This is a genomic window from Kamptonema formosum PCC 10802, assembly GCF_000332335.1.
Classification (GTDB): Bacteria; Cyanobacteriota; Cyanobacteriia; order Cyanobacteriales; family Oscillatoriaceae; genus Oscillatoria.
In genome coordinates this window covers 293,104-317,981 of record NZ_KB235952.1, presented here as the reverse complement: position 1 = coordinate 317,981, position 24,878 = coordinate 293,104, and the positions used below count along the sequence as shown (strand labels likewise).

23 protein-coding genes are annotated in these 24,878 nt (G+C 54.0%); 9 read left to right on the top strand and 14 right to left on the bottom strand.

The window, feature by feature from the left end; genetic code table 11:
* Nucleotides 1-50 precede the first annotated feature (50 nt).
* The 4 genes from OSC10802_RS0137600 (at nucleotide 51) to OSC10802_RS0137585 (ending at nucleotide 4,294) form a co-directional block, all read left to right on the top strand.
* Nucleotides 51-1,493, top strand: coding sequence for a cytochrome ubiquinol oxidase subunit I (locus OSC10802_RS0137600; protein ID WP_026099158.1), 1,443 nt, complete (start codon nucleotides 51-53; stop codon nucleotides 1,491-1,493).
* 7 nt (nucleotides 1,494-1,500) lie between these two features.
* Nucleotides 1,501-2,514, top strand: coding sequence for a cytochrome d ubiquinol oxidase subunit II (locus OSC10802_RS0137595; protein WP_017721920.1), 1,014 nt, complete (start codon nucleotides 1,501-1,503; stop codon nucleotides 2,512-2,514).
* A 262-nt stretch (nucleotides 2,515-2,776) separates the two neighbouring features.
* Complete coding sequence (gene hisA / locus OSC10802_RS0137590; RefSeq protein WP_017721919.1) at nucleotides 2,777-3,550, top strand: 1-(5-phosphoribosyl)-5-[(5-phosphoribosylamino)methylideneamino]imidazole-4-carboxamide isomerase; 774 nt, start codon at nucleotides 2,777-2,779, stop codon at nucleotides 3,548-3,550.
* Nucleotides 3,551-3,586: 36 nt separating this feature from the next.
* Entirely contained in the window at nucleotides 3,587-4,294 is a 708-nt protein-coding gene (locus tag OSC10802_RS0137585) for a M15 family metallopeptidase (protein WP_017721918.1), read from the top strand.
* Nucleotides 4,295-4,550: 256 nt separating this feature from the next.
* Here OSC10802_RS0137585 and OSC10802_RS0137580 read toward each other — a convergent pair whose 3' ends face one another.
* Nucleotides 4,551-6,284: a hypothetical protein gene (locus OSC10802_RS0137580; protein ID WP_017721917.1), complete on the bottom strand. Its 1,734-nt coding sequence runs from the start codon at nucleotides 6,282-6,284 to the stop codon at nucleotides 4,551-4,553.
* A gap of 33 nt (nucleotides 6,285-6,317) precedes the next feature.
* Here OSC10802_RS0137580 and OSC10802_RS53795 point away from each other — a divergent pair, with 33 nt between their 5' ends.
* A complete protein-coding gene (locus OSC10802_RS53795; protein ID WP_198525385.1) occupies nucleotides 6,318-6,533 on the top strand; it encodes a hypothetical protein in 216 nt (71 codons plus the stop codon).
* 139 nt (nucleotides 6,534-6,672) lie between these two features.
* Here the strand turns inward: OSC10802_RS53795 and OSC10802_RS0137575 are convergent, their stop codons facing one another.
* The 7 genes from OSC10802_RS0137575 to OSC10802_RS0137545 all read right to left on the bottom strand — a co-directional run bounded on the left by OSC10802_RS0137575 (nucleotide 6,673) and on the right by OSC10802_RS0137545 (nucleotide 15,682).
* Nucleotides 6,673-7,062 carry a response regulator transcription factor gene (locus OSC10802_RS0137575; RefSeq protein ID WP_017721916.1) on the bottom strand — a complete coding sequence of 130 codons (390 nt, stop codon included), beginning with the start codon at nucleotides 7,060-7,062 and terminating at the stop codon, nucleotides 6,673-6,675.
* Entirely contained in the window at nucleotides 7,059-8,258 is a 1,200-nt protein-coding gene (locus OSC10802_RS0137570; protein WP_017721915.1) for a GAF domain-containing protein, read from the bottom strand. Before OSC10802_RS0137570 ends, OSC10802_RS0137575 begins: the two co-directional genes overlap by 4 nt.
* Before the next feature lie 217 nt (nucleotides 8,259-8,475).
* Nucleotides 8,476-10,143: a DUF6798 domain-containing protein gene (locus OSC10802_RS0137565; protein ID WP_017721914.1), complete on the bottom strand. Its 1,668-nt coding sequence runs from the start codon at nucleotides 10,141-10,143 to the stop codon at nucleotides 8,476-8,478.
* Nucleotides 10,144-10,317: 174 nt separating this feature from the next.
* Complete coding sequence (locus OSC10802_RS0137560; protein ID WP_017721913.1) at nucleotides 10,318-11,256, bottom strand: lysylphosphatidylglycerol synthase transmembrane domain-containing protein; 939 nt, start codon at nucleotides 11,254-11,256, stop codon at nucleotides 10,318-10,320.
* A 429-nt stretch (nucleotides 11,257-11,685) separates the two neighbouring features.
* Nucleotides 11,686-12,543 (bottom strand): M48 family metallopeptidase, encoded by an 858-nt coding sequence (locus tag OSC10802_RS0137555; protein WP_026099156.1) that lies wholly within the window; start codon nucleotides 12,541-12,543, stop codon nucleotides 11,686-11,688.
* A gap of 459 nt (nucleotides 12,544-13,002) precedes the next feature.
* Entirely contained in the window at nucleotides 13,003-14,637 is a 1,635-nt protein-coding gene (locus OSC10802_RS0137550) for a hypothetical protein (RefSeq protein WP_017721911.1), read from the bottom strand.
* A 97-nt stretch (nucleotides 14,638-14,734) separates the two neighbouring features.
* Nucleotides 14,735-15,682 carry a glycosyltransferase family 2 protein gene (locus tag OSC10802_RS0137545; protein WP_026099155.1) on the bottom strand — a complete coding sequence of 316 codons (948 nt, stop codon included), beginning with the start codon at nucleotides 15,680-15,682 and terminating at the stop codon, nucleotides 14,735-14,737.
* A gap of 284 nt (nucleotides 15,683-15,966) precedes the next feature.
* Between OSC10802_RS0137545 and OSC10802_RS0137540 the strand changes: the two genes are divergently transcribed.
* On the top strand, nucleotides 15,967-16,554 hold the full coding sequence (locus OSC10802_RS0137540) for a hypothetical protein (protein ID WP_017721909.1): 588 nt from the start codon (nucleotides 15,967-15,969) through the stop codon (nucleotides 16,552-16,554).
* 135 nt (nucleotides 16,555-16,689) lie between these two features.
* Here OSC10802_RS0137540 and OSC10802_RS53790 read toward each other — a convergent pair whose 3' ends face one another.
* Entirely contained in the window at nucleotides 16,690-17,883 is a 1,194-nt protein-coding gene (locus OSC10802_RS53790) for a hypothetical protein (RefSeq protein ID WP_198525384.1), read from the bottom strand.
* 380 nt (nucleotides 17,884-18,263) lie between these two features.
* Nucleotides 18,264-18,737, bottom strand: coding sequence for a TspO/MBR family protein (locus OSC10802_RS0137530; RefSeq protein ID WP_026099154.1), 474 nt, complete (start codon nucleotides 18,735-18,737; stop codon nucleotides 18,264-18,266).
* Between the two features lie 460 nt (nucleotides 18,738-19,197).
* Here OSC10802_RS0137530 and OSC10802_RS0137525 point away from each other — a divergent pair, with 460 nt between their 5' ends.
* A complete protein-coding gene (locus OSC10802_RS0137525) occupies nucleotides 19,198-19,512 on the top strand; it encodes an FmdB family zinc ribbon protein (RefSeq protein WP_017721906.1) in 315 nt (104 codons plus the stop codon).
* 365 nt (nucleotides 19,513-19,877) lie between these two features.
* On the opposite strand, the gene OSC10802_RS0137520 is transcribed toward OSC10802_RS0137525, so the two are convergent.
* The gene (locus tag OSC10802_RS0137520) at nucleotides 19,878-20,156 is read right to left on the bottom strand and encodes a hypothetical protein (protein ID WP_026099153.1); all 279 of its coding nucleotides are present in this window, start codon (nucleotides 20,154-20,156) and stop codon (nucleotides 19,878-19,880) included.
* Between OSC10802_RS0137520 and OSC10802_RS0137515 the strand changes: the two genes are divergently transcribed.
* On the top strand, nucleotides 20,148-20,891 hold the full coding sequence (locus OSC10802_RS0137515; RefSeq protein WP_026099152.1) for an SIMPL domain-containing protein: 744 nt from the start codon (nucleotides 20,148-20,150) through the stop codon (nucleotides 20,889-20,891). The genes OSC10802_RS0137520 and OSC10802_RS0137515 overlap by 9 nt on opposite strands.
* Before the next feature lie 354 nt (nucleotides 20,892-21,245).
* The gene (locus OSC10802_RS0137510) at nucleotides 21,246-21,986 is read left to right on the top strand and encodes an SIMPL domain-containing protein (RefSeq protein WP_026099151.1); all 741 of its coding nucleotides are present in this window, start codon (nucleotides 21,246-21,248) and stop codon (nucleotides 21,984-21,986) included.
* A 360-nt stretch (nucleotides 21,987-22,346) separates the two neighbouring features.
* On the opposite strand, the gene OSC10802_RS0137505 is transcribed toward OSC10802_RS0137510, so the two are convergent.
* The 3 genes from OSC10802_RS0137505 to OSC10802_RS52385 form a co-directional block, all read right to left on the bottom strand.
* Nucleotides 22,347-22,838: a YkvA family protein gene (locus OSC10802_RS0137505; RefSeq protein ID WP_232731915.1), complete on the bottom strand. Its 492-nt coding sequence runs from the start codon at nucleotides 22,836-22,838 to the stop codon at nucleotides 22,347-22,349.
* A gap of 85 nt (nucleotides 22,839-22,923) precedes the next feature.
* Nucleotides 22,924-23,391 (bottom strand): DUF4278 domain-containing protein, encoded by a 468-nt coding sequence (locus tag OSC10802_RS55350; protein WP_017721900.1) that lies wholly within the window; start codon nucleotides 23,389-23,391, stop codon nucleotides 22,924-22,926.
* A gap of 428 nt (nucleotides 23,392-23,819) precedes the next feature.
* Complete coding sequence (locus tag OSC10802_RS52385) at nucleotides 23,820-24,005, bottom strand: hypothetical protein (protein ID WP_017721898.1); 186 nt, start codon at nucleotides 24,003-24,005, stop codon at nucleotides 23,820-23,822.
* Nucleotides 24,006-24,878 lie beyond the last annotated feature (873 nt).

The following is a 24,878-nucleotide window of genomic DNA, read 5'->3' as shown; positions in this document are numbered from 1 at the left end:
GATAGACTAGCTTACGGACGCACCTCCGAACGCAATGAGGAAATGCAATCATGGACGTATTGTCAAATACTGTAGCGCTATCGCGCATGCAATTTGCGCTGACAGCCATATTTCACATGCTGTGGCCAGTTTTGACCACCGGCATGGCAATTTATCTCGTCATCCTCGAAGGGGTGTGGCTGAAAACGCGGAATACTGACTACTACTACCACGCACGCTTTTGGTCAAAGCTGTATATACTCAACTTCGGGATTGGGGTAGCCACCGGCATCCCAATGGAATTTCAGTTCGGGACAAACTGGGCACCGTTTTCCGAGGCAGCAGGCAATTTTTTTGGCAGCGTCATCGGGTTTGAAGCCTCGTGGGCGTTCATGCTGGAGGCGGCTTTTTTGGGGATTATGGTGTTCGGCTGGGAGCGAGTCAACCCCACCATTCACTATCTCTCCACCATTCTGGTTGCCTTCGGAGCCAACCTGTCAACGTTCTGGATTTTAACGGCAAACTCCTGGATGCAAACGCCTGCCGGTGTGAGGCTAGTTGATGGCAAATTTCTGGTAACAGACTACTTTCAGGCGATTTTTAATCCCTTCATGGCGAAAAGTGTACTCCACATGTTCTTTGCCACGTTGGAGACTTCCCTGTTTGTGATTGGCGGGATTAGCGCCTGGTACATCCTCAAAAATCGCCATCCAGCTTTCTTCTCCAAGTCTTTGAAAATTGCCTTGGCGGCGGCGATCGTCATTGCCCCGCTGCAGATTTACATTGGGCACTTGAGCGGCGAGCAAGTGCACCGCTACCAGCCCACTAAGCTGGCGGCAATGGAAGCTCAGTGGGAAACCGTGCCGGCGGGCCAATCTGCGGACTGGAGCGTGCTGGCGTTGCCGAATGAAACCGCCGAAAAAAATGACTGGGAAATTAAAATTCCCAACGCACTGGGGTACATTCTGGAATTCAAAAAAGAACTTTCCGAGCCGGTGCGGGGGTTGAAGGAATGGCAGCCGCAAGACCGGCCACACCTGCTAGGCTTGATCTACTACGCCTTTCGCATTATGATCGCCATCGGATTCTTCTTCGCAGGGCTGATGCTGTGGAGCGCAATTCAGTGGGTGAGCGGCAAGCTGCAGGAAGGAAACATCGCCCAGCAGCGCTGGCTGATGCGGGCGTGGATCTTGGCAGCTCCTTTGGGATATATTGCAGTAGAATCGGGCTGGATTGTGCGCTGTGTCGGACGGCAGCCCTGGACGGTGTACGGACAGGTACGCACAGCTGATGCTGCCTCTCACCTGCCTGCCGGTGAGGTGCTAGCATCCTTAATTGGCTTTGCATCAATTTACAGCCTTTTGTTTATTGCTGCTCTGTACTTTGGCAGCCGCATTATCCGCAAAGGGCCAAACCTAGAGCTGCCCATACCGGGCGTTGAAACCAGACCGGCACTGGACACCACCCCTGGAAAATTTGCTCCCGATGAGCGCCCCGCAGAAGCCCAGCAGTAGGAGGTCTATGGAAACGCTAAAATATTTTCTGCCGCAAGTCTGGTTTGGGATTTTAGCCCTTTTTCTCTTCCTCTACGTCATGCTGGATGGGTTTGACCTGGGGGTGGGCATCCTGTCTCTCACCTCTTCTACAGAGGAGCGCCGCAGCATTTTGATGACCAGCTTGAGCAATATTTGGGATGCCAATGAAACCTGGCTGGTTCTGATGGGCGGCGGTCTGTTTGGGGCATTTCCCCTGGCTTACGGCACGATTCTCAACGCCCTCTACATCCCGATTATCTTGATGGTGTTTGGGTTCATCTTTCGAGGCGTAGCGTTTGAGTTTCGCGAGCTATCCAATCGCAAACTTTTTTGGAATATAGCCTTTGGCGCGGGGAGTTTCACCGCAGCGCTGTCTCAGGGGTTCGCCCTCGGCGCTGTGTTCGCCGGCATAAAAGTTGATGCGACGGGTCACTTTATTGGAACAATGTGGGACTGGCTCAACTGGAAATCCCTGCTGGTGGCTTTAACCCTGATCCAGGGCTACGTTCTGATCGGCTCCACCTATCTGATTTGGAAAACTTCCGGGGAATTGCAGGCAACTCACTATAAAACTGCCAAAATAGCGGCTTGGACAACGCTGGCGGGAGCGATTTTGATTACAGTGACGACGCCGCTGTTTTACGCGCAAGCCAGGGAGCGTTTGTTTCAGCAACCGCAAATCTATATATTTGCTGCGATTCCCTTACTGGGAATCCTGCTGATATGGCAGCTCCTGAGAAGCCTCAACCGCCAAGCAGAGCGCGCTCCTTTCGTCTGGACAATCCTGCTGTTCTTGCTGACGTTTATCGGCCTGGCATTAGTGATTTTCCCTTATATCATCCCGACTCAAATCACTATCTACCAAGCCGCCGCCGATCCCAGTGCGCTGGTGTTCATGCTCATCTTTATTGGCGCTCTCATCCCGGTGATGCTGTTTTACAACCTCTACCAATACGCCGTTTTCCGGGGCAAAGTCACCGGCGGTCACTATGAGGGCTAAGCTGAGAAACCGGGTTTCTGATTAAATGTTTCGGGTAGGGGACAGCCTCTGTCGCAGAAACCCGGTTTCTGGTAAGAAACCGGGTTTCTGATTAAATGTTTCGGGTAGGGGGCAACCTCTGTCGCAGAAAGCCGGTTTCTGGTGGGGCTGAGAAACCGGCTTTCTATTAACGCCAAGGTGCTCCTGATGATATGGTAAGGATTGCCGGCTTTTTGGGCTGCGGCTCGCCGGCATATCGCTATCAGACAGGGGAGAATTGCCAGTGGATGTTATTCCAGCTATAGATCTATTAGAAGGCCGTTGCGTGCGGCTCTATCAGGGAGACTACGCGCAAGCGCAAACTTTTAGTGAAGATCCGGTTGCAGTGGCCAGGGAGTGGGTGTCTCAGGGCGCGACGCGGCTGCATTTGGTGGATCTCGACGGTGCTAAAGCCGGCTTTCCCGTGAACCGGCAAGCGATTGAGGCGATCGTGCGGGCGGTGCCGGTGCCGGTGCAGGTTGGCGGCGGGTTGCGCGACTGCGCCTCGGTTGCCGAAATCTTGACAGTAGGCGTCAAACATGCTATAATAGGCACCTCCGCTGTGGAGAAGCCGGATTTGGTGGCGCAGCTGTGCCAGGAGTTTCCGGGGCAGATCGTTGTGGGCATTGACGCCCGCAATGGCAAGGTGGCGACGCGCGGGTGGCTGCAAACTTCTGAGGTGCTGGCGACTGACTTGGCCAAGCAGATGGCTGAGTTAGGGGCGGCGGCGATTGTCTATACGGACATCCACCGGGACGGGACGCTTACTGGGCCAAATTTGCCGGCGCTGCGAGAGATTGCCGGTGCGGTTGGCATCCCCATCATTGCCTCTGGCGGCGTGTCCTCGATTACTGACTTGCTGAGTCTGCTGGCGCTGGAGCCCCTGGGAGTGCGCGGCGTGATTGTCGGTCGCGCTCTGTACACCGGCGATATCTCTCTCAAGGAAGCCATCTCGGCAGTGGGGCAAGGCCGGCTCCAAGATGTGCCGCTTGATTTTGGGAATTCAGCATTTGCTTGAAGAAAGAAGGAGAGAAATTCATTTTGGGCAAGTGACATGAAACCCTATCAGCAAGTGCCGATTCAGGACTGCTTGGAGCCGCTGGTGGCTATTGAGCCCGAGCGGTTTGCCCTCGTCGAGCCTCACCCTTACCAGCAGCTGGGTGCGCCATATGGCGGGAAGTCACCGTTCTATGTTCGCGCCGGCGTGCGGTTGGCGCTCGCTGACGCCCAAACCGAGCTGCAGCGCCGGCATCCGGGGTGGCGCATCCAGATTTTTGACGCTTATCGCCCAGTGGCAGTGCAGCAATTCATGGTAGACTTTACTTTTAATCAGCTCGTGGAAGAGCGAGGGTTGACCGGCACAGATTTAACCGCCAGTCAAAGGGAAGCGATATTAGAAAAAGTCTATCAATTTTGGGCGAAACCCAGTCTCGATCCAGCCACGCCTCCCCCTCACAGTACCGGCGCAGCTGTGGATGTTACTTTGGTGAGTGAAATTGGCGAGCCGGTGGATATGGGATCTCCGATTGATGAAGTCTCGCCGCGCTCCTATCCCTATCATTTTTCCGGCAGTGCCGGTGCGAAAGAGCGGGAATATCATCAGAACCGGCAGCTGTTGGGAGATATCATGGTGCGAGCCGGTTTTCAGCGCCACCCCCACGAGTGGTGGCACTTCTGTCTGGGCGACCAGATGTGGGCTTGGCTGAGGAATAAAAGCAATTCTGGCACTGAAATAATCGCACGTTACGGTCGCATTGAATAGCTATTATTGGGGTGAACCCCACCCCCCAACCCCCTCCCCGCACGCGGGGAGGGGGAGAAAGAGGTGGGCGTTTTGATGAGGGAATTTGGTGAAATATAGCGGGTTTCAGTTAGATGAAGCACAACCCGGTTTCTTAAAAAAACCGGGTTTCTCAGTACCTCACGCATAAGAAAACCGCTATAATTTTTCTTACTCCCCCTCTCCCCTTGTGGGGGGTTGGGGGGTGAGGGTGCTTTCAAAAACTAGCTTCTGGGATTTATTTTTTTCCGGCTTTCAGAATGCAGTCTGCCGGCAATACACTAAAGCCCTCTCTGTCGAAAACGGAACAGCGCCCCACCAAACCGGCTAAGGCCGGCATCTTGCCGCGCTTTAACCTTTCGGCGGCTTGTTTTGCCGGCTCAAACTGCCAGCGCCAGTGATTTTTAATCAGGTACTCGGGCGTGAAGGATGAGGGTTCCAGCAGCCAGAAATCGATGCCGTATTTTTGAATCAGCTGCTTTGCCGGTGCCAAATCCTGACTGTACTGCGCCTCAATCAGCTCAACTGTCCGCTCGCGAAACCGGCGGTAGTAACCCACATGGTAGGGAATGGCATATTCCCTCCCCACCAAAATCGAGCGCTGGGAAAAGGTTGGCAGGTTATTCGCCTCTTCCGCCAAAGATGCGATCAGCGTGTCTTTCGGCTGCTGGGCAAAAAAGTAGTATAGTTGTTGCGCTCCACCCACTTGGTAGGACGTTTTAGGGAAGTTTTTTACAAAGGCGGGATAGAGAAACAGCGTGGTAAAAGTCAAAAGGAAACAGGAAAAAGCGATGATTTTTGCCCGCTTGCTGCTGTCTTTTGTCTGATTTTCCGCCCACTGGAAGACGGCATCCAGCAGCACCGTTAGGGCGATTCCCCCTGCTAGGGCTAGCACAATCCGAAAGCTGTGCCCCGTGTACCGGCTGGGAAGGTGAAGTTTGAACAAGACGGCGTGGGCGGCAAAAAACATGGCGACAGAGACGAGCGCGATTTGTGGCAAGACTCTAACGCCGGAAGTCACTTGTTTTGCTAAGGGAAAGAGGGCGGGATATCGCAGCAGCACCGGCAGCAAAAGCCCAAACCAAACCAGAGCCGTCTGTCGCGATGGCAGGATGGCGCTTCCCCTGCCATCAATCCAAAAGACGACAGGGTTTTTGGAGAAAAAACTGCTGCGCCCTCCGGGCAAGAATTCTGGCATTTTTCTCGCTTCGGCGGCGGTGATTGTTGGGCCAAATTCACTGGTTTTCAGGGCGAAGGGCAGCAGCACCAAAATCGCCACGGCGATCAGTGCGGCGCAGAACCAGTAATCCCGCCGGTTTTGGGTGAGTTGCAAGCGCCCGCCCTCCCAGCGCACCAGCTGCAGGACGATCGCGCCGGCGGCGATGAAAACGTACTGCGGATAAAATAGCCCTATGAGGGCGATGCTGATGCCGGTGCCGGGGAGAGATCGCCGCAGCAAGTAGTGCAAAAATGCTAGAAATATGGGAAATGCAAAGGCTCTCGGGGTTGCGGAAACTAAGTCGTCTTTCATCCACATGCTCTGATTGAGCAGCAGTGAAGCGATGAAACCGGCAGCCGGCACCGGCAGCAGTTGCGTGCAGACGCTAAAACAGTAGCCGGTGGCGATCAGCCCCAGCACTGCTGGCAGCAGTTTGCTCGCCAGCAGCGGGTTAATCCCCACCGCCGCCAGCACCCGGTACAGCGCCGTGTATCCTGCCGGTGCCACCGATTGAAAGTAATTCGCAATCAAATCATTCGGAAATAACTGGGGGTCTAAAAACCGCTGCATCCAAAAAACGTGCTGCCGCACGTCGTCCTGCACCACATACTTACTGCTGAAAGCTTCTTGCAAAGCCAGCAGGCCGTAAAAGGCTGCAAAGGTGAGGCTCAAACTCAACCAGAATATGGTGTTGGATTTGGGTGTTTTGGCTGCCGGTGCTGTTATAAATTTGTGCAGTCGCGCAATCAGCATGGTTGCATAATCCCTTTACAGGTTAAACAGGCGTTGAGGCGTAGGACAGGCGTTCCCTCCGCCCCCAAAAACCGCCGGTCCCAAACGCCGACAGTCAAGATTTTACAATTCCTCAATTCAGTAAACTTTGCGGTCAAGATCGAAGAAGCGAAAGAAGAGGCCAAGTACAAGTGCGAGAGCGATTGTAACCGGGAGCATTCCATTTTTGTAATCCCCCTCACCCCCAACCCCTCTCCCACTTTGGGGTGAGGGGAGAATTCTTGATTCTTTCCCCCCTCTCCCGACCTGGGAGAGGGGGGTTAGGGGGGTGAGGGTAACAGTCTTTGCAAAAACGGGATGCTCCCCCTTTGTTTTTTATGCACACCCCAGCTGTTTTAGAGAGCCCTCCTCAATTTTGGGTTTGAGAATCTCGGTAAGCGGAATCGAGCGCGGCAAATAAATCCGGAAAATCGTAGGGCTTCTTTAAGAAATAGCGAAGTCCCAGAGAGTCAGCGAGTTCCTGGCCATCACTGTACGCCGTAACGAACACAACCGGCACGCCGATTCCCTGTTCGCGGAGGCGCTGGCAAACCTCTGCCCCCGTCAGTTCTGGCATGCGATTATCTAAAACCAAGACGTGCGGTTTGTCCACTAGCACTTTTTCTAGGGCTTCCCTGCCATTACGGGCTTGCGCAACCTGCCACCCCTCCATGTCCAGCAGAAAAGCCAGCATCGCTCGACCGTCATCGTCATCGTCCGCAATCAGCACCTTGCCTTTTACTGGGTTGTTCAGGTTCATAGCTTCTGCCTCTCGATCGGAAATGCGAGAATAAATGGGGACGGCTCTGATTTTACACTGCGGGGTGCTGGAATCGGACTTAAGCGCGCTTGCCCTTCCGATAAAAGAGGCACCATAAGGACTTCCACCCGCACTGCACCCCCAGAGCCGGCAATCTCAAAAGCTCGCACAAAATAGTGAAAAAGCCCGCGTGAAAGACTTCTTGGATCGGCTCGCACTTTGACTGGCTCCTGAATTTCTATTATAACTTCAATCTTGCGGATTGCCGCTTCTGTAGAGAGGAGATCGACTAGCTCGCGTACAGTGTCTGTCAGCGACACGGGTTGGATTGCCCCAATCTCTAAGGATGCCAAATCGCGCCAGAGGGCAGCGCGCCGGCGAAACAGCTGAATCGATTCGTCCGCTTGTCGGAGCAATTGGAGAGCGTAGTCCAAGCGGTTAGTTGCGGCCAAACGAGAGACTGCCTCCAGTCGCAAGCGCCCCGCATTTTGGGCTTGGATAATATCTTGCCGCAGTTCTTCTAATGCCTTATAGTCATCAGGCGCGGCGGTGAGTACGCTGCGCATATCTTCTTCGAGCCGGCCTTGCAGCAATTCGGCTTCAATTCCGTGCGACGCGCACAGCAAAATTTCTTTCAGCCGCTGTCCCACCTCCTGCCGGCGCACGGAGATACTCAGCGCTCCTACAATCTCCTGTTTGTCATTGCGCAGGGGAATTCCTTGGCAGCTAAATGGATGAAAGCCCTCAATGAAATGCTCGGGGCCGATGATTTCAACATAACCCGCTTCCGCTAAGGGCGTTCCCAGACCATTTGCACCGGCGACTCCTTCTGTGAGTAAAGAACCGGGTCCGGGAACACTTTCTGGGCCGCGCACGCTCCGCTCATCACCCACCACATCGAGGACGATAGCGTTCGGTTCGCTCAGCATTACAGCGTGACGGTCAGCCCCCGCCGCCTGCGACAGCAGTCTGATATAGGGGCGAGCCGCACTAATCAGAAAATGCTGTCGCTCTAGCAACCTCTCGGTTTCCAAGTTTGACAGTTTCTCGGCTTGCAGAGCGCGGGCGTTAGCCCCCTGCTCGTGCGACCTTTCCCAGGCGCGGCACACGACTTGGCGCAGTATGCCGGCAGAAATTGCGCCTGTGGATAGATATCTTCGTCCGGCTTCTAATGCATCCTCTGTTAAAGTTGACATTTTGATAAAAGTAGGTGATTTCTCACATTCCCCCTGCCGCTATCTTAACACTAGCTATACTCCGAAACACCGAATACTTATACCCTATCCTGCTGGCATGGTGGGCCGGAGGTAGCCGGTGCATTTATAGGATTTGCCAGCTTCAGGTTTTCTGTCGCAGGGACGCAGGGATGGGGCCGCAGCCAGGATGGCCACGGAGAAATCCTGCAGGCGGAGTTTAGGGCAGCCGGTAAACCAAGAATTGCGGGCTTTCATAGACAATGTTAAAATTCAAGCTTTTGGGTTTGCTGACCACTAAATAGCTGGCGCGATACTCGCTGGCCAACCGGTTAAAGTCGGCTTGGGTCAAAGCATCGAAACCCGCCCTATATTTATAGCCATACTTAGATTTGGAATATCCCAACTCCTTCATTCTCTTCCACCATTCAGCCCCCAATTCATCGTTATAAAATGCCAGAGTTCCATCTTTCCAGTCTCCCACAGTGCTCCGCTCTGAAAAAATCCTGAATCCTTTCATATAGGGAGGAGTGATAAACAAATCTGCCGGGTCAGTATGGGTTTTCGCCCACACCTGAAGCTGCTGCCACTCATTGAGTTTTTTGGGGGGGAAATCAATGCGATTGGTGCCCGCATTCGCACCAATAATGCAGAGGCATACGATGGATAAGAATATCCAGGAAACTTTTAACTCTCTCCGCCAAGCCCCCCTCTCACAGGTAAATCTCGCTGTCCAGGCTAAACTGAATATGAAAATCGCCACTGACAAGCTGTTTATATTAGCGCCCCAAAAAAACAGGGCAGTGGCCAGAGCAGCTGCGAGAAATTTTGCTGGCTTTTCAGGCGCTAATATTAAAGACATTATGCAATTGCTCGCGTAAAATATAGAGAAGATAATAAAAAAATTAGCGCTTCTCAAGAATTGAAACATCAGGACCGGCTTGAGAGGTGCGATCTCAGAGAAGATTGTTCCTGTCACACATAACGCCAGAATTGCCCAACAAAATGCCATCAGTTTTTTGTGATATCTTGGTTCGGGCTTGTACTTGATTGAGCAGAACACCAGCGCGATATAGAGAAGTATTGGCTCCCACCCCTTTATTTTCCATGTGGAGGGGAAGAGATGGTGGCCATTTCGGATTTTCATAATCATTAACCATTCTGACCAATTGGTGGTCGTATAAAATATAGACGAGCCGCCGCCTAATATTTTCCAGAGTAAAAGTGGCGAGGCGCAGATGAGAAAGGCTATCAGAGATTTGCCCACCTGCTTTATTGAAACATCGCCTCGATTAAAAGCAAAATAAAACAAAAACATGGCCATGACATGGGAAGCTGACAGGGCGTGGATATCAAAAGCCAAACCAGTGATTGCAAACGACCATACATAGCGCTCTTTGAGAAATAGATAGATGGCCCCTAGCAACCCGGGCATCACTAGGTTGTTGTAGTAGAAAAGCTCGTAATAGGTTGACTCGCCGGCTATTGATATTTTATAGATCAGCAATAAAATAACAGACAAATAGGCAACGGCTCTGGATTTAAAGATGAGTTTACCTAAGCCAAACACCGCAAAATAATAGAAAAAAGCGGCGATTATATAACACCCGAAGAAGAGAGCTTCAATATTTATACGCTTGACTAAAGGTGCTGAGAGGGCGTAAAATAGAGTGTTATTAAAGGGAAAGCTAAACATTAAATCATTGGCATTGGGGAACAGGGATGGGTTAGCTGCCTTGAGCAGAAAAGGGACATGCACGTCGTGATTGACATTCGCAAACTGGTAGCCGTTAATTAAAATTGCCAAAATTGTGAAGATTGCCAGGGCCACACTGTCGATGGCCATTTGCCTTGGGTTTAAATGTTTACTGGGTCGATCCACTTGCATTTCTAGATTCCTCATTAGATTTTTTTTGAACTGACATCTGGCAGCATTATCTCTCCCCGCAAGAGAGAGTGACGCCCCTTCAACCGGGCGGCACCGGCACAGCCGGTGCAACGAGATACCAGGCTAGTATATCACCCACTTGTAGCGTTGCGCAGCAACGCTACTATGAAGCAGTTAGGTTTTTTGAACCGCTGCCAGATACTGTCCCAGAAAAGGCAAACCGGCAATCGCGGGAATCAGGTAGCGGGAAGTGCACAGCAACCCCAGCGCCGCGCCGGTGCTGGCATCGAAATACGGCTGGTAAAATAATATCAGGGCGGCGTCACGGGTGCCAACACCGGCAAACGTCAAGGGCAGCAACCCGGCGAGAATCGCTAGGGGAGACAGCGCCAAATTCGCCAGAAACGGCGTCCAAGCGTTGAGGGCGAGGATAAAAAACCAAATTTGCAGCAGGTGCCCAAACCAGATAAATACTGAAGTGCCGGCAATTTTTGCCAAGTGGGCTCTGTCTCGCCAAAAATACTCGTGCGTTGCATACCACGAAAAGCGCAATTTGTCAAGCTTGACTCGGAATTTTTTGGGTGCCAACCGGCTGCCGGTGGCAAAAAACAGCTCGGCGAACCGGCGCGAACTCAGCAGCAGCAAGCCGGCAGCCAGCCCAAACGCCACAGTGCCGGTCATTATCCAGAACAGCCAGTCTTTTTGGGGGTGCAGGATTAATCCAAAGGCGCACCACAGCAGCAGCGACAGCATGTCGCACGCTTTTTCAAACACCACCAGCGACAGCGACAGCGCCCCGCTCAACTGCCCCCGCTCGCGCATAAAATAGGCTTTGGCGATATCTCCCATTTTCGAGGGCAGCACCATATTGAGGGTGCTGGCGGCTAAAATTAGGCGATTGGCTTCGCCGAAACCCAAGCCGGTGCCTGCCGGTGCCAGCTGTTGCAAGCGCCACGAGGTGAGCGCCGTCAGCGGAACCACCATCCCCAGGCTGACAGCCATCCAAAGCCGGTGGCAATTTTGCAAGACTTGGATGAGGGCGGGAAAGTCAATTTTCCCGTAGATAACTGCCAGAATGAGCGAGCTAACCGCGAGGGAGATAAGTCGTTTCATCAAGTAGCGAGCGTTGAGCGTGAAGCGATCGTACCATATCGGGTCCGGTAGCGAGGGAAAGGTTTGTAGTTGGGCTTTAGCCCAACCGGCTCCCCCGCAGAAGTAGGGTGGGTTCCCTCTTAGGGAACCCACCTGCAAGTATTGCGCATTTTCAAGTCAGATCCTGGGAACGCTGCTGTGGGGGATATGACTTGAAAAGGTTTGTAGTTGGGCTTTAGCCCAACCGTTGCCCTGCAGTGAGGCAAGGTTTCACTGGTGACGGTGCGCGCAGTTCCGAAGCGACTGCCTCCTTTCGACCAAATGCAGCATTATAGCAGCAGTCATATTGGGCGCGGACATCAGTGGCCTAGGGATAAAAGGCGTAGGTACGGCGTAGCGCTTACGCGCCGCTGCGCTAACGCCGGGCCTCTCGATCTAATGCCTAATAGCTTACCTGCCGGCGAGCCTGGGCAGCACATTCTTAGAGAACTTATCGCGTCCGGATTCCAGATTCGCCGGCACACCGTTTGGGTAAGTCTGGGCAATCAGTTCCCGCAAACGCTGGCTGCGATTGCCCGGGTTCGGGTGAGTGCTCAAAAACTCCGGCTGTGCGCTCCCACTTCTTGCGGACTCCAGTATCTCCATCACCTCAACCATCGCCCTGGGATCGTAACCGGCTTCGCTCATAAACCGCACCCCCAACTGGTCGCTTTCCAGCTCGTCGCCACGCCCGTAGCGCAGCTTCGCCAATTGGTTCACCACCTGCGCCACCGCCGCCGCCTGTCTGCCGCGCCCCTGCTCGTCACTCGCCGCAACCCCAACCGCAGTCACCAGCGTTGAGCCCAATTGCTGCTTCGCCAAGTGCTCCGCCGCGTGCCGGCCAATCACATGACCGACTTCGTGCGCCAGCACCCCCGCCAGTTGCGCTTCCGACTGCAAGCGCTTCATTAAACCTGCAGTAATGAAAACCTGTCCCCCCGGCAGCGCAAAGGCATTAACGGTTTGAGAATCCCGCAGCAAGTGGAAGTCGAAGGGATACCCCGCCCTTGCTGCCGACGACTGCCGCACCACCCGCTGCCCCACCTGTTCGATATACTCCTGCAGGGCGCTGTCGGGATAGAGCCCGCCATACTCAGCAGCCATTTCCTGACGCGCCTGCAGCCCGAGAGCCACCTCCTGGCGCGGCGAAAGTTGCACATGTTGCTTTTCCCCAGTCACGGGGTTTTTCACAGTGGTGCTCAAGTAGCTGATGAACCCAAAAAATGCTACTAAAAGCCCCAGCCCCATACGAAACAGCGATCTGTTCACCGGCTTTCTCCTTATTTTCCTATATCCACCGGCCCCCCACAGTGGAAACCCCTACGCGGCAGGTCTAGGCCGGCGTGCGATATCTCAGCAATTCCTTCTGCCAGCAAGCTACCATGCGGCTCGCTTCCCAAACATCTGTCTGAAGGACTAAAAGCCGGTGCGCTCCCTCTCAGCGCGGCCAAAAAGCTACAGCGGTTTTCTATTCAATAAAGTACAAATATCTGCAGCGCCCCACAGGCTCCGGGGGCCGGCACAACCCGCAGAGCAGGCGTCCCCCCTGCCTCCCAGCGCAGAGCAGGGGAAAATCGCGACTGATGCCATGCCAATTTGTGGGAATCAGCAGCTCTTACTCTAGCCGTTATAAATGCTTTGTGAAACCCTCTCTATTTTCTTTCCTTGGCGCTCCTTCACGGGGGCGGTTAATAAAAAAAAATCCGCAGGGACAAGCGATCTAACACCTCACAGCCACCGCTCCACTTTCAGCGGCTCACCGGCACCCAGCTGCCGGACTTCAGCGGTCAGGTCTAGCCAGGGCTGCAACTGACCGGCTTGAAACGTGCGGCTCATCACCACATAAATCGAAGTTTGGTCGCCGCCAATACTGGCAGCGGCGACATCAGTCCAAGATTCAGCCTGCAATTCATCTGTGACGTGCCACCGGCCCTTTTCCCACTCCAGCTTGCGCGTGAAGTGAAACGGGGCGTCATTCTTGCCGACAATCAGCATTTTTTGCAGAAGTTTGCGGATAAAATTGGGGAAAAAACGCCCAAATGTCAGCATGGCTGCCCGCAGTATAATTAATTTGAAAGGAGTCATCTGCTGCTGTTTCGACCAGCCCATCTGGCCGGTGATAATAATATCGTTTTCTCCCAGCTGGACTTGACAGGAGCCAATCAAGTGGCCAACGGCATTTTTCACGGTTTTGCCCTGGCGCACCAGCAGGGAGAACTGGGTGTCGGACGCCACCAGCTGCCGGTCGCGAAACAGTTTGAAAACGCCGCCTTTGTTAGCGGCTAGGTAAAGTTCCGCTGTGCCGGCTCCTCCAGTTCCCGCTGCCGGCTGTTTCCCTGCGGAAAAGCGGCGGTCGATGAGGATTTGGGCTTCTGGGAGCCAAATGCGACCCGCCGGACGGGGGGCAGGTGCCAGCCTTTCTGGGACAAAATCCCGCCAAGCCAGTAAATAATTCCAAGTGTGGTGTCCGATAATATGGTCATCGGAATGGCAAGCGCCTTTGCCACTCGCCAGCCCACTCAAAAACAGGTCGTTAATGCGCAAAGCTTGGGGGAGCCAGCGACCGGCTAATTCAAACCCGTGGGGGAAGAAGTTATAGGTGTTGCGGCTGGCGTATTCGCCGCCGTAGGAGCCATCCGGGTGCGCGAAATGGCCGGCGAACTCAATGGCTTTGGTGAGGGCTCTTTTTAAGCGAACATCTGGCTTGAGCTGGTCAATTCTCGCCAGACAGGAAATCGTCAGCGTGTGGTAGCCCGGATCGCAGCCCTCGTATTCCTGAAACCAGCCTTCCGAACTTTGCCACTCCAGGACTCGCTCCAGGCGCATGGCCTTGGCTCGCTTCCACTTCGAGGTTTTGAGCAGCGCCGAGAGCAATTCCAGACACAGGGCGATCAGGGCTTGGTGGTTGGCCAGCTGGCCGCTCTCGTGGTGATTGGCCAGCCAGTCCGCCCGCTTTTCAAAGAACCTCAGCATTTCCAGGCTGTCCAGCTCGAGGAGCTGGTAACTTTCGATACAGGCGAGCAAGGAAAAAGCCGCTGCCCCACCGGCACGCTCGTAGGGGAAATAGTCGTCGCAGGAGCCGTCTGGATGGGCGCTGCGGGCGGCGTACAGGATGCCGGCTCCCACCCACTGCTTGATGGCGGGCTGCCGGTAGAAGGGGTTGTCTGGCAGGTCCGTGTCGTAAGCCAGGGCCAGTGGCCAGACGAATTCCTGGGACATGCCGCTGGGAAAGTCAATGATTTTGTAATGCCAGAAATTGCGGTCGAAACAGCCGTAAGTAGGGCTGTGCGGGTTGCGGTCGCACAGGGTCAGGAGTTTGGGAATTTGTGCCAGCGCTACTTGCGCAAATAAGTCTCTACTCATTTTTTATTAAAGGAAAAAGCCCGAAGCAAAAATCTGGTCTGCGAACGCCTTCTGTCGCGTCTCCACTCCCCATTCCGCTCTCTCTCTTCATGTTAATTCAGTCCTTGTGGCAGTCTTGCCGGCGCAGGCGCAGCTGGATTTCTTCGATTAGCTTGCGGTTGGCTGCTAGCAAATCCGCCAGCAGACCCAAAACCCACAGCTGAAAGCCGATCAGCATCAAAATCGCGGCGAGAATTAAGCTGGGAATGCGGGTGCGTTCAGTGCCGGCAAAAAAATACACCAGCCAGCGGACGCCCAGGGTAAAGCCGGCACTAAACGGCACGCTCCCCAAGAACAGGAAAAAGCGGAGCGGCTTGTAAACCATGAAAATCCGCAGGATGGTGAACAGGGAGCGGACAACGTAAGAGGGGATACTTTTGACCAGGCGGGAGGAGCGCAGTTGCGGATTGGTGCGCACCGGCACCCAGGCGATTGCCATCCCCTTCTGGCCGGCTTGAATAATCGTTTCTAAGGTATAAGTGTATTCGTTAAACACATTCAGCCGCATAGCTGCTGCGCGGCTGAACGCGCGAAAGCCGCTGGGGGCGTCCGGGATGTCGGTATTGCTGGCGAGGCGCACGGCCCAACTGCCCAGTTTTTGCAGAAACTTTTTCACCGGAGAAAAGTGTTCAATTTCTGAAATAGGGCGGGCTCCCACGACAATTTCCGCTTGACCCGATAGAATTGGCGCAATCAGTTTGGGAATGTCGCCGGCACTGTACTGGTTGTCGGCGTCGGTGTTGACGATGATATCGGCACCGGCTTTGAGAGAGGCTTCTAGCCCAGCCATAAAGGCTTTGGCGAGTCCTTGGTTCGTGGGGAAACGAACGATGTGCTCGACCCCGAAATCCTTGGCCACCTCTACGGTGCGGTCGCGGCTGCCGTCATCAATCACCAGCCACTCAATGATATCAACTCCGGGCAGGTGTCGCGGCAGGGCGGCCAGCGTTACCCCCAGGGTGCTTTCCTCGCTGTAACAAGGAATTTGGATAATCAGCTTTGTCATGGGTACAGGGTATGGGCGGTCACGTTCGTTGCGGGGCGTGCCGGTGAATTCCCGCACCAGCCGCACGGGAGCTATTTTAATACATTTTTTAGTTTCTGATAAAAGCGGACTTTATTTAATCAGTTAACCCGGGAGCGAACCCGGAGCTTATAAGATATTGAGGCCAGTCTCCTGACCGGGAGACGGAAGTCCTGAAACGGGTATACAGGTGAGCCTTTGATAGATGTTTCCGCCGGGGGATATCTAGCAGGCGACATCTGGATTAGTTTCCAGGATTACCCGATATGAAAACTCCTAAATTTTTCAGCCATACCGCCCCTGAACCGAGGGCGAGTTTCGCCAATTACAGCCGGCTGGCTGCGAGTCTGGCTCTTCTCGCCTGTCTGGGTTTTAGCTCTGCCGCTCTGGCGGAAAATGCCCCTGGAAAGACCGCAAAGAAAAGCGGCCCTAACCGGCAGCCGTATATCGCCATCGGTCACTCCTCGGCATTTTTGAACAACCCGATAAACAGCAGTGGCGACAGCGATAACATTGCTGTGGTGTTGCGGGGCAAAATTCCCATAGGCAGCACATTTTCAGTGCGACCGATAGCGCTGATTGGGGAATACACCCAGATGCTAGTTCCGACAGCGACCTATGACTTTAAGGTGAAGTCAAATATTGATGGCTATGTGGGAGCCGGTTACAGCATCAACAGCAGCAGTGCCAACAACACGATTGGCAACACCTCAAGCCCGATAATTATAGCAGGGGCGGAAGGGTATGTGGGCGATTACAGCATGTTCCTTGTGGACTTGATGTGGGCCCCCAAAGGATATGAAAGTGAGGCGGGGGCGGTGTCGGTGCAAACCGCTATTGGCATTAGGTTTTAATCCGATGCTTCCAGCTTAATCTCTAATGCTGCGCCGCAGCCAAAAACCCGGTTTCTTTAAGAAACCGGGTTTTTTATTTGCCCTTTGAAACCCGGGTTTCTTTAAGAAACCGGGTTTCTTGTTTCTAACCGGCGCTTAGGGAAGGCCAGCGCGCTCGGCAACCAGCTGGGAAATCAGCCCGACGGCATCGGCAGCGCCATTTCGGTAGGCGGGACGGAGCCGGTCGCTGGTGGTCACACTGAGGAGGTGGCCAACCGCCTTGAGCGCCGCTCCCACACTCTCAACCCGTAACACCTGCCCGGGATACCGGCGGTACGCCCGGTCAGCCCGCAGCGCCTGCCGGTCGTACCGGCGCTCAAAAGCAAACGCCACCAAGGGCACACCGGCAGCGGCGCACTCGTAAAAGGTGTTGTAACCGGCACCCCCAACAACGACATCAGCTGCCGGCAAGCACTCTATGGCGGGCCAGTGAAAGGCCCACAATTCAGGCGGGCAGTTTTTCGGACGCTCAGGAGCCAAGCAGCGCACCGTGACGCCGGTGAATTTCTCCGCCAGAGCCCGCGTCAAGTGGCCGTACAAGCGCAGCTCTTGAGGGCGACCGGCAGCGCAGACCGCCACCACAGGCTCGGTGAGGGCGGGGTTTAAACCCAGGAGGGTGCGGGCGCGGGCGACATCGGGCAGTTCGCCGGCGCTGCGAATCAGCCACGGTGCCGTGTGCTCAACCCCGGGCAAGTGCGACAGCGGCAGCCCCTCGCCCTCTCCCGGAACAATCACCAGCTGGTAATTTTCCGCCACAAAGCGCGGCCAGTCAAGCGCCCGCACGCTGTCGGGATTAATGTCGCGGTGCACCAAAATCCGGGGTGCTGCCAGCCCTGGCAAGATATCTGCCAGCTCGCCCCCCAGTCCTTTGGGAAAAGTATCCACAATCGCGCACTCGTACTCCTCGGCAGCAAGCACCTGGCGCACCTGTTTTCTGGTGGCGCGGTCGGAGGCGTCAGGTGAGATGATATGCAGGTAACAGCCCTCAACTATCGGCAGCAGTTCCCCAGTGAAATCAGAAGGGTTTTCCATCGGGGGTGAGGGGTGAGGGAATTGTTTGCTGCCGGTTCTCCGGCGCGCCTCGTAGCGCAGCAAGTGAGCGGCATAGGGACTGTTGCAAAGTACGAACACCGGCCTTTCTCGAGCTGCAATCCGACCCAGGGCCAAAGCGCGGGTGAGATGCCCCCAGCCACCTCCTATGGCGTATATCAGCCACGGCTCGGTGAGCGGCAGAGGTGTTTCAGCCACCAGTGAGGGTGGCGTCTCTAGGCTCGGATTGTCCTGAATCATAATTTTAATCAGCAATCTCCTTAGGAGAGGAAGCGTGCGCCTTACAATTTTGACGGAGTGCTGGCGCGGCGATGTTCAACTCTAGATCGCCTTGGGGCATAGATTGCTAGCTGCCGGCCACCGAGTAAAGCAGGCCACTTTTGCCCTCTTTGAGGAGTTCGTCCGCCGGGAGCATCCCGGTTGTGCAAAGAAGCCCATATTAATGCGATAATGATTTTAGCAGGAGGTAGGAGGAGAAGATTTTTGGCCAGCGAATCTTTGGAAACGGGATTGAAACCTTCTATTTTCCTCAGTTCACTCCCTGTTCAAAACCCCTTTTAGGAAAAATTAACCCCCCGATCGCTCTCCCCCTCACGCAATTGATTGAATTCAGCCTCGCTCTACCGGTCTGCCGGATTGAGGCGAATCATCTCCCAAGTGGTGTAGGTGCCAATTGGGCTCCAAATCAGATAGGGGAGCAGCAACAAAGCTGCCGGTAGGGAAACCTGCCAGACGGCCAGGGCCAGCAGCAGGCCCAAAAGGGTGCCGGTCGCCCCGATAATCGTGCCGGCTTTAAGGCTGCGCAGTTTGCACATCACCGGCGTGTAGGCGATGATGGCGATTTCCACCAGCAGGTACAGCCCCATCAGCCACCAGGTTCTCTGGCTTCCCGGATCTGTTTCCCAGACGATGACCGCCCCCCAAGCCCCGCAAATGAAGATAAAAGTCCAGATAAATGGGATAGCTGGCTCAAAAGTCAGCCAGCTGGGCCGGAGCAGGCGTCTGAACCACCTGATGTCATCAGGCGCTGTCAAGCCACTGGCTAGCGCTACCAAGAATGTCACCGCCCCGACCGCCATCCAGGATGGAATCATTTTCCCCCACTCCGTGCTGCGCCTAATTTAATATGATTGTCTCAGGTTAGGGGGTCAGGAGTCATCCCCCAAAGTATGTAGTTGGGCTGAAGCCCAAAAGTTCCTAGTTGGGCTTTAGCCCAAAGGTTGCGCAGTATGGGCTTTAGCCCAAAGAAAGTAGTTGGGCTTTAGCCCAAAGAAAGTAGTTGGGCTTTAGCCCAAAGGTTGCGCAGTATGGGCTTTAGCCCAAAGAAAGTAGTTGGGCTGTAGCCCAACCAGGTGCGCGGAATGAACTCTCAAACTTCACCCCGGGACGCCTCACTCACAAGAGTCTGCCGCACTTGTGGCGACCCCCTCTAGCCTGCGGCTGACTGCATCCATCAGTGTCAGGGCGATTTGCTTGACCGGCACGCTCCTAGCTATACTGTGCTATAATTGTTTACCATCAATTAGCGAATTGGTTTTGATACAGGTTCTCCCCATGCCTATTTACGATTATTTCTGTCCTAGCAATAACCAGAAGGTCGAAGTTTGGCACAGTCTGAACCAGGAAGTCAAGACCTGGGGTGATGTGTGCAAATTAGCAAAACTCGATCCAGGCAACACTCCGGAAGACGCCACCGTGCGCCGGCTGATCAGCGCCCCCAGGCTGCTGACGCCCACCTCAGACAGCGAATACAAGAGTGCCGGTTTCAGCAAGCTTGTCAAGCGGGATGAGGGCGTCTATGAAAACGTCACCGCTAAGGAAGGAGAAAGCCGCATCGTTAACCGTTACGGACAAGCTATCGAAACCTGAAACATTCCAGCAGTCAGTGACAGCAGGCGGGTGCGTTACGCATGCGCAGTTCGTGGATCGTCGCCGCAAAAAAATACCCGCAACCAATTTTTTGGTGAGTGCGCCTAGAACTGACTCTGGCTTGGCACGACACTCCTCTCGAATCCCATCTCCGACGGCTGTTGACACGCTGGTTTTAGTGCGGTATAATATTCTAACTCAAGTTGCTACCTACAAGTGAGTCAGGAGCGCTCCCCCCTAGCCGGGGCGGGCTTTTGTCCCACCGGCACTACAAAAGGGGGGGGGAAGAATCTCAAAGCGCCCCCTTTTTTAAGGGGGGTTGGGAGGATATGGAGGCTTAGACTTATAAGTAGTAACTTGGGTTATTATATCATTTTTTGGGGAATCAGCAGCCGCATCTCCGGTATCTTTGCCCTTTTGGAACGCACCTGCTGGCACCCCCTCACTTTCCACTGGTAATTTTTGCTCAAGAGCGAGAGTGCCGGCGGGTTTAGAGAGAGCCTCCCACCCCCAGAGACATTGCTTGTCAGCCCCCTGTTCAGTTTCCAAAACTGTAACCGCTCGCACTGAAAGCCGGTGCCGGTGGCAGACTGGAAATACAAAAACCCCCCTCTGTCTCGCTCGGAGTAGTTATTATGACTCAATCCCTCTCGATTGGCTGTATGTCCCAGACCTGGAATCGCTTGAAAATCCTGCCTTTAGTCCTGAGTCTGATCGGTTTAACAGCGTGTCAGTCCGTTCCCGCTCCAGAAAAATTACCTCGAACCCTCACTGTCACTGGGCGGGGCGTGGAAAGAATTCCCGCGACGAAAGCCCGAGTCAGCTTGGGGGTGGAAGTCGGGGGGAAAATCGCCGCACAGGTGCAGCAGCAGGTGGCGAAGCGCTCGGATGCGGTGGTGAAACTGCTGCAATCCCGCAATGTGGAAAAGCTCCAAACCACCGGCATCAGTCTCAACCCCACCTACAGTTACCAAAACAGCGAGCAGCGCCTGACGGGATATACCGGCACTAACACCGTCAGCTTTGAAATTGCCACGGAGAAATCTGGGCCGCTGCTGGATGATGCGATTAAAGCCGGTGCGACTCGCATTGACGGGATTAGCTTTGTCGCCAGTGACAGTGAGATCGCAAAAGCTCGCGAGCAAGCCATCAGCAAAGCCGCCGACGATGCCAAAAAGCAAGCCACCGCCCTTCTGAATTCGCTGAATTTAACCGAGCGGGAAATTGTCAGCCTTCAGATTGACGGAGCCCGCCCGCCAGAGCCCGTTTTCGCCGCCCGGTCGGAAGCGTTTCAGTCGGGTAAAATTGCCGCCAATACGCCGGTCGTCGGTGGCGAGCAGCCGGTAGAAGCCAGCGTCACCCTGCAAATTCGCTACTGATCTCAAGTTGGGATCGGAACGGGCATGGGGCATGGGGCATGGGGCATCGGGTATGGGGCATGGGGCATGGGGCATTGGGCATCGCTCTAAAATTGCCCTTCTGAGCAGTATCCCACAGAACTGGGGTGCTTCCACAGGGAGAGCCTTACTGCTGTCAGTGACAAAGGTTACTCACGAACCGATCCCTACCTTACAGTAGGGATGCCGGCGGAAATTATATTAGCTTTGGTTCCCCCGCCCCAGCGGGTTCAATCCAGAACTCTGCAGTTTTCTTCGGATATCTGCAAACCCCCCCGTATTTTCTTTGATAACAGATAAAATATTCAATCCAAACCCTTGGGGAGGAAAACTGTGTTGAATCGAACTGTCGCGTCCCGATATCGGGGCAATTTCTGGAGTCACTTGACAGCAATCTCTTTAGTGCTTGTTCCGCTCAGCCTGACTGGATGGGAGCCGGTTTTGGCGCAAGAGCAACAGAGCAGAATTATCACAGTAACCGGTCAGGGTTCGGTAGCCGTTCCCACCACTCTGACTCAGGTGGTTCTGGGCGTAGAAATCACGGGTCAAACCGCTCAGCAGGTGCAGCAGGAGGTGGCGCGGCGCTCGGATGCAGTGGTGGCGCTGCTGCGCTCTCGAAATGTGGAAAAACTGCAAACTGCCGGCATTAGCCTCAATCCGACTTATCGCGATGAAAATGGCAGACAGCGCCTTACGGGATTTGTTGGCACTAATACCGTCAGCTTTCGCATTGCTACGGAGAAATCTGGGACGCTGCTGGATGATGCGATTAAAGCTGGCGCGACTCGCATTGACGGTATTAGCTTTGTCGCCAGTGACGCCGCGCTGCGAGAGGCTCGCCAGCAAGCGCTGCGGGAAGCGACTGACGACGCCCAAAAACAAGCGGATGCTGTTTTAGGCGTTCTCAATTTCTCCCGCCGGGAGATTGTCAATATTCAGGTTAACGCCGGCAGTCCCGTTCCGCAACCCTTCTTGGTCAAAACCGGCATCCTTCAATCTGACATAGCGGCAAGCACGCCGGCGATCGGGGGTGAGCAGGAAGTGCAAGCCTCGGTTACTATGCAAATTCGCTACTAATAAGTAAAAAGAAAACGGGTTTCTTGTACTGAGTGAAGACACCCGGTTTCTTGAAGAAACCGAGTTTCTGGCCCCGTTCAGGGTTAACAATTACTTTATAAATCAGCTTTCAGCCGGCATTCTAGCAGTAGTCATATTGGTTAGGACAATAGGAGCTTCGGGAGCAGGGGAGCAAGGGAGGCCGGAATGTACGTTTCCTAAATGCCTACTGCTATATAGACGTAGGGGGGCGTCCCGCCCCCCCTCTCGATCTAATGTCCTAATCTAAGTGGCTACTGCTATACCCGCGTTCCCAGACTCTGCTTGGGAGCGCCGCTCGGTCGGCTCTGCCTGCTTTTGACCGCAAGCAGATTGTTTTATTCAGCGTTTCAGGATGCGTCCCAGCCACAAAACGCCCAAAATCCCCAAAAGCACCCAAATAGCTACTATTACACCGGCAGCCACCCAGTTCGCCGGTTTTCCCTCACTTGTGGCGGCTTCCGCTTTCTCCCGACACTCTGCTAAAACTTCCGGGGGAATCATTTTCAGTACCAGCCAAATTCCCACCGGCACGATCAGCAGGTCATCCAGATATCCAATCACGGGGATCATATCGGGAATCAGGTCGGTGGGACTGAAAGCGTAAGCCACAGCCCCAGCGGCGAGCAGCCTTGCGTACCAAGGCACTTTGGGGTGTTTGCTTGCCAGATAAATCGCGGAAGTTTCTTTTTTTAGTTTCCTGGCGAATTGTTGGAGTGACTGCATGGCGGGTGCCGGCATATTTTTCTGATGCCATCCTATCAGCAATCGCCCAAGGCGGATGAGTCTTGAGGAGCCGGTGAGCACAAAAAAGCCACCACCTGTGAGCCTCACAGCGCTCTCCTGATGAAATGCGCTGATTGAACTGTCACGCTCAGGGGCTGAACCTGACCCGCCGGAGAAGTCAACCCTGTGAGAATCAGCCGTTTTGGACTGAGGTTTCTTCAACCGGAGGTTGGACAGGCTGCTGACCAGCAACGGTAGCGCCGCGATATTTCAGCCCGAGAGCCGGTTGAGCCGCAACAGCATTTTTCACCGGGTGAGCTCTCCAAACCTGACCCCGGTATTTTCCTGTTACTTCACCCTCAAACACTTCAGCGGCGGGAGGGGCGGGTTCGTAGTTGACTCCGCGATAGCTGAGTTTTATCGTCTGGTCTTCCTCCTCAGGCTGGACGGTCTGCTGGCGTGGCTGCGAGAGTCGCTGATTGCTGACCAAGAGAAGCGCCAGCAGCAAGAGCTGGAATGGCCACGGCGCTATAACCAAACTTAACACTAAGCTGACAATTAAAATTGCGACGGCCAGATAAGCAATTTCGTCAGCAGATTTTTTCAAAATATAGGCCACTGTCAGGGCAATTGCCAGTGGGATCGTGAAGCTCCAGGACATACCTATCTCCTCGGTGCTGCAAATACAACCGTAAGTATAAGTATATGCTCTCGCGCAGCTAAAAAAGGGGTGCGCTCAAAATTTCCCCCGAAAGGGTGGAACTCCCCTCTCCAGTATGGGTTCCCGCTGAAAGGGGGACACTTGGGAAGAAAGCTGCAGGAAATTGTGTAACAGATGTTACTAAAGGATGGGGAGAGTGGGAGAAACTCTCATTTTTGTTCCTGAGAGCCAGAAAGGCCATCCGCCACTGTCTGGGCTGCGCCACTTGACCCGCGCTCTTAGTTCTAACAGCCAGTCAGAAGATATAGCGGCTCTCAGTTGGATGAACGTGTTTGCCCAGAACCCCGGTTTCTTTAAGAACCCGGGTTTCTCAGTACCTCACAAAGGATGAGCAACGCTATAGGGTGCGTTGCCAGGCACCCCACTACTTATTGCTCTAAATATTTTTTTTCGCAGTAGTGCCACACCCACCAAGCCAAAACGCACCCACAAATGGGGAATAAAATCAGTAAGATAACCATTTTGGCAACAAACAACTGTCTCAGAAGTGGCGAGGAAAGCACCCGATCGAGCGAAAAACCATTGTCTGTAAGAGTGGTTATAGCAGCAGTCATATTGGTTAGAACAATAGAAGCTTCGGGAGCAGGGGAGCAAGGGAGGTCGGAATGTAGGTTTCCTAAATGCTTACTGCTATATAGACGTAGGTACGGCGTCCCGCCCCCCCTGAAGGTCTAATGTTCTAACCTAAATGCATACTGCTATAAGACGGCATAACAGAGGCCGGTTGGAATTCCCCACAGTAAAATTCCATAGCCTAAAACGTAGCGGAATTTCTCCAACCTTCTGATTTTTTCTCATTTTTGTCTCTGCTTCGGATTCATAACAGCGATTCCTTTAGGACGAGACTCTCATTGATTAAGACAAGTTGAAGGCAGAGGCGGTCCCACCGGCAACTGAACAACCGGGCGCACTTTTTTGGAGTCAGGACTTGCCAGATCAATAGTTTAACTGCGTGGGTGAAAGAGCAGCAGCCCCGCCTGCCGCCCTCACAAGCGCCACTGCCGCTCTGCTGTCGAGCGCGCGCTAAGACATAGTGCATCTAATTAGCATTAGTTCTATTAATTTTTTGATCCTATAATTTTGTTGTAAAAGCCCTCTGGAGGCTCTGCCCCTCCCCAAAAAAGCAAGTTAAAAGCATAACAGCTTATCAGCCGGCGAGTAGAAATTATGGTTATAGCAGTAGCCACTTAGATTAGGACATTCGACCTTCAGGCTCGGCGGACGCCGTACCTACGTCTATATAGCAGTAGGCATTTTGGGAACGTACATTCCGGCGTCCCTTGCTCCCCTGCTCCAGAAGCTCTTATTGTCCGAACCAATATGACTCCTGCTATAATAGTCTCAGACCGGCGTCACGCAGCAGTCGGGGTGACAGAAATCGCCGGCTGGTGAAGTTTTGTTACCGGCACGCCACGCGAATTAATGTT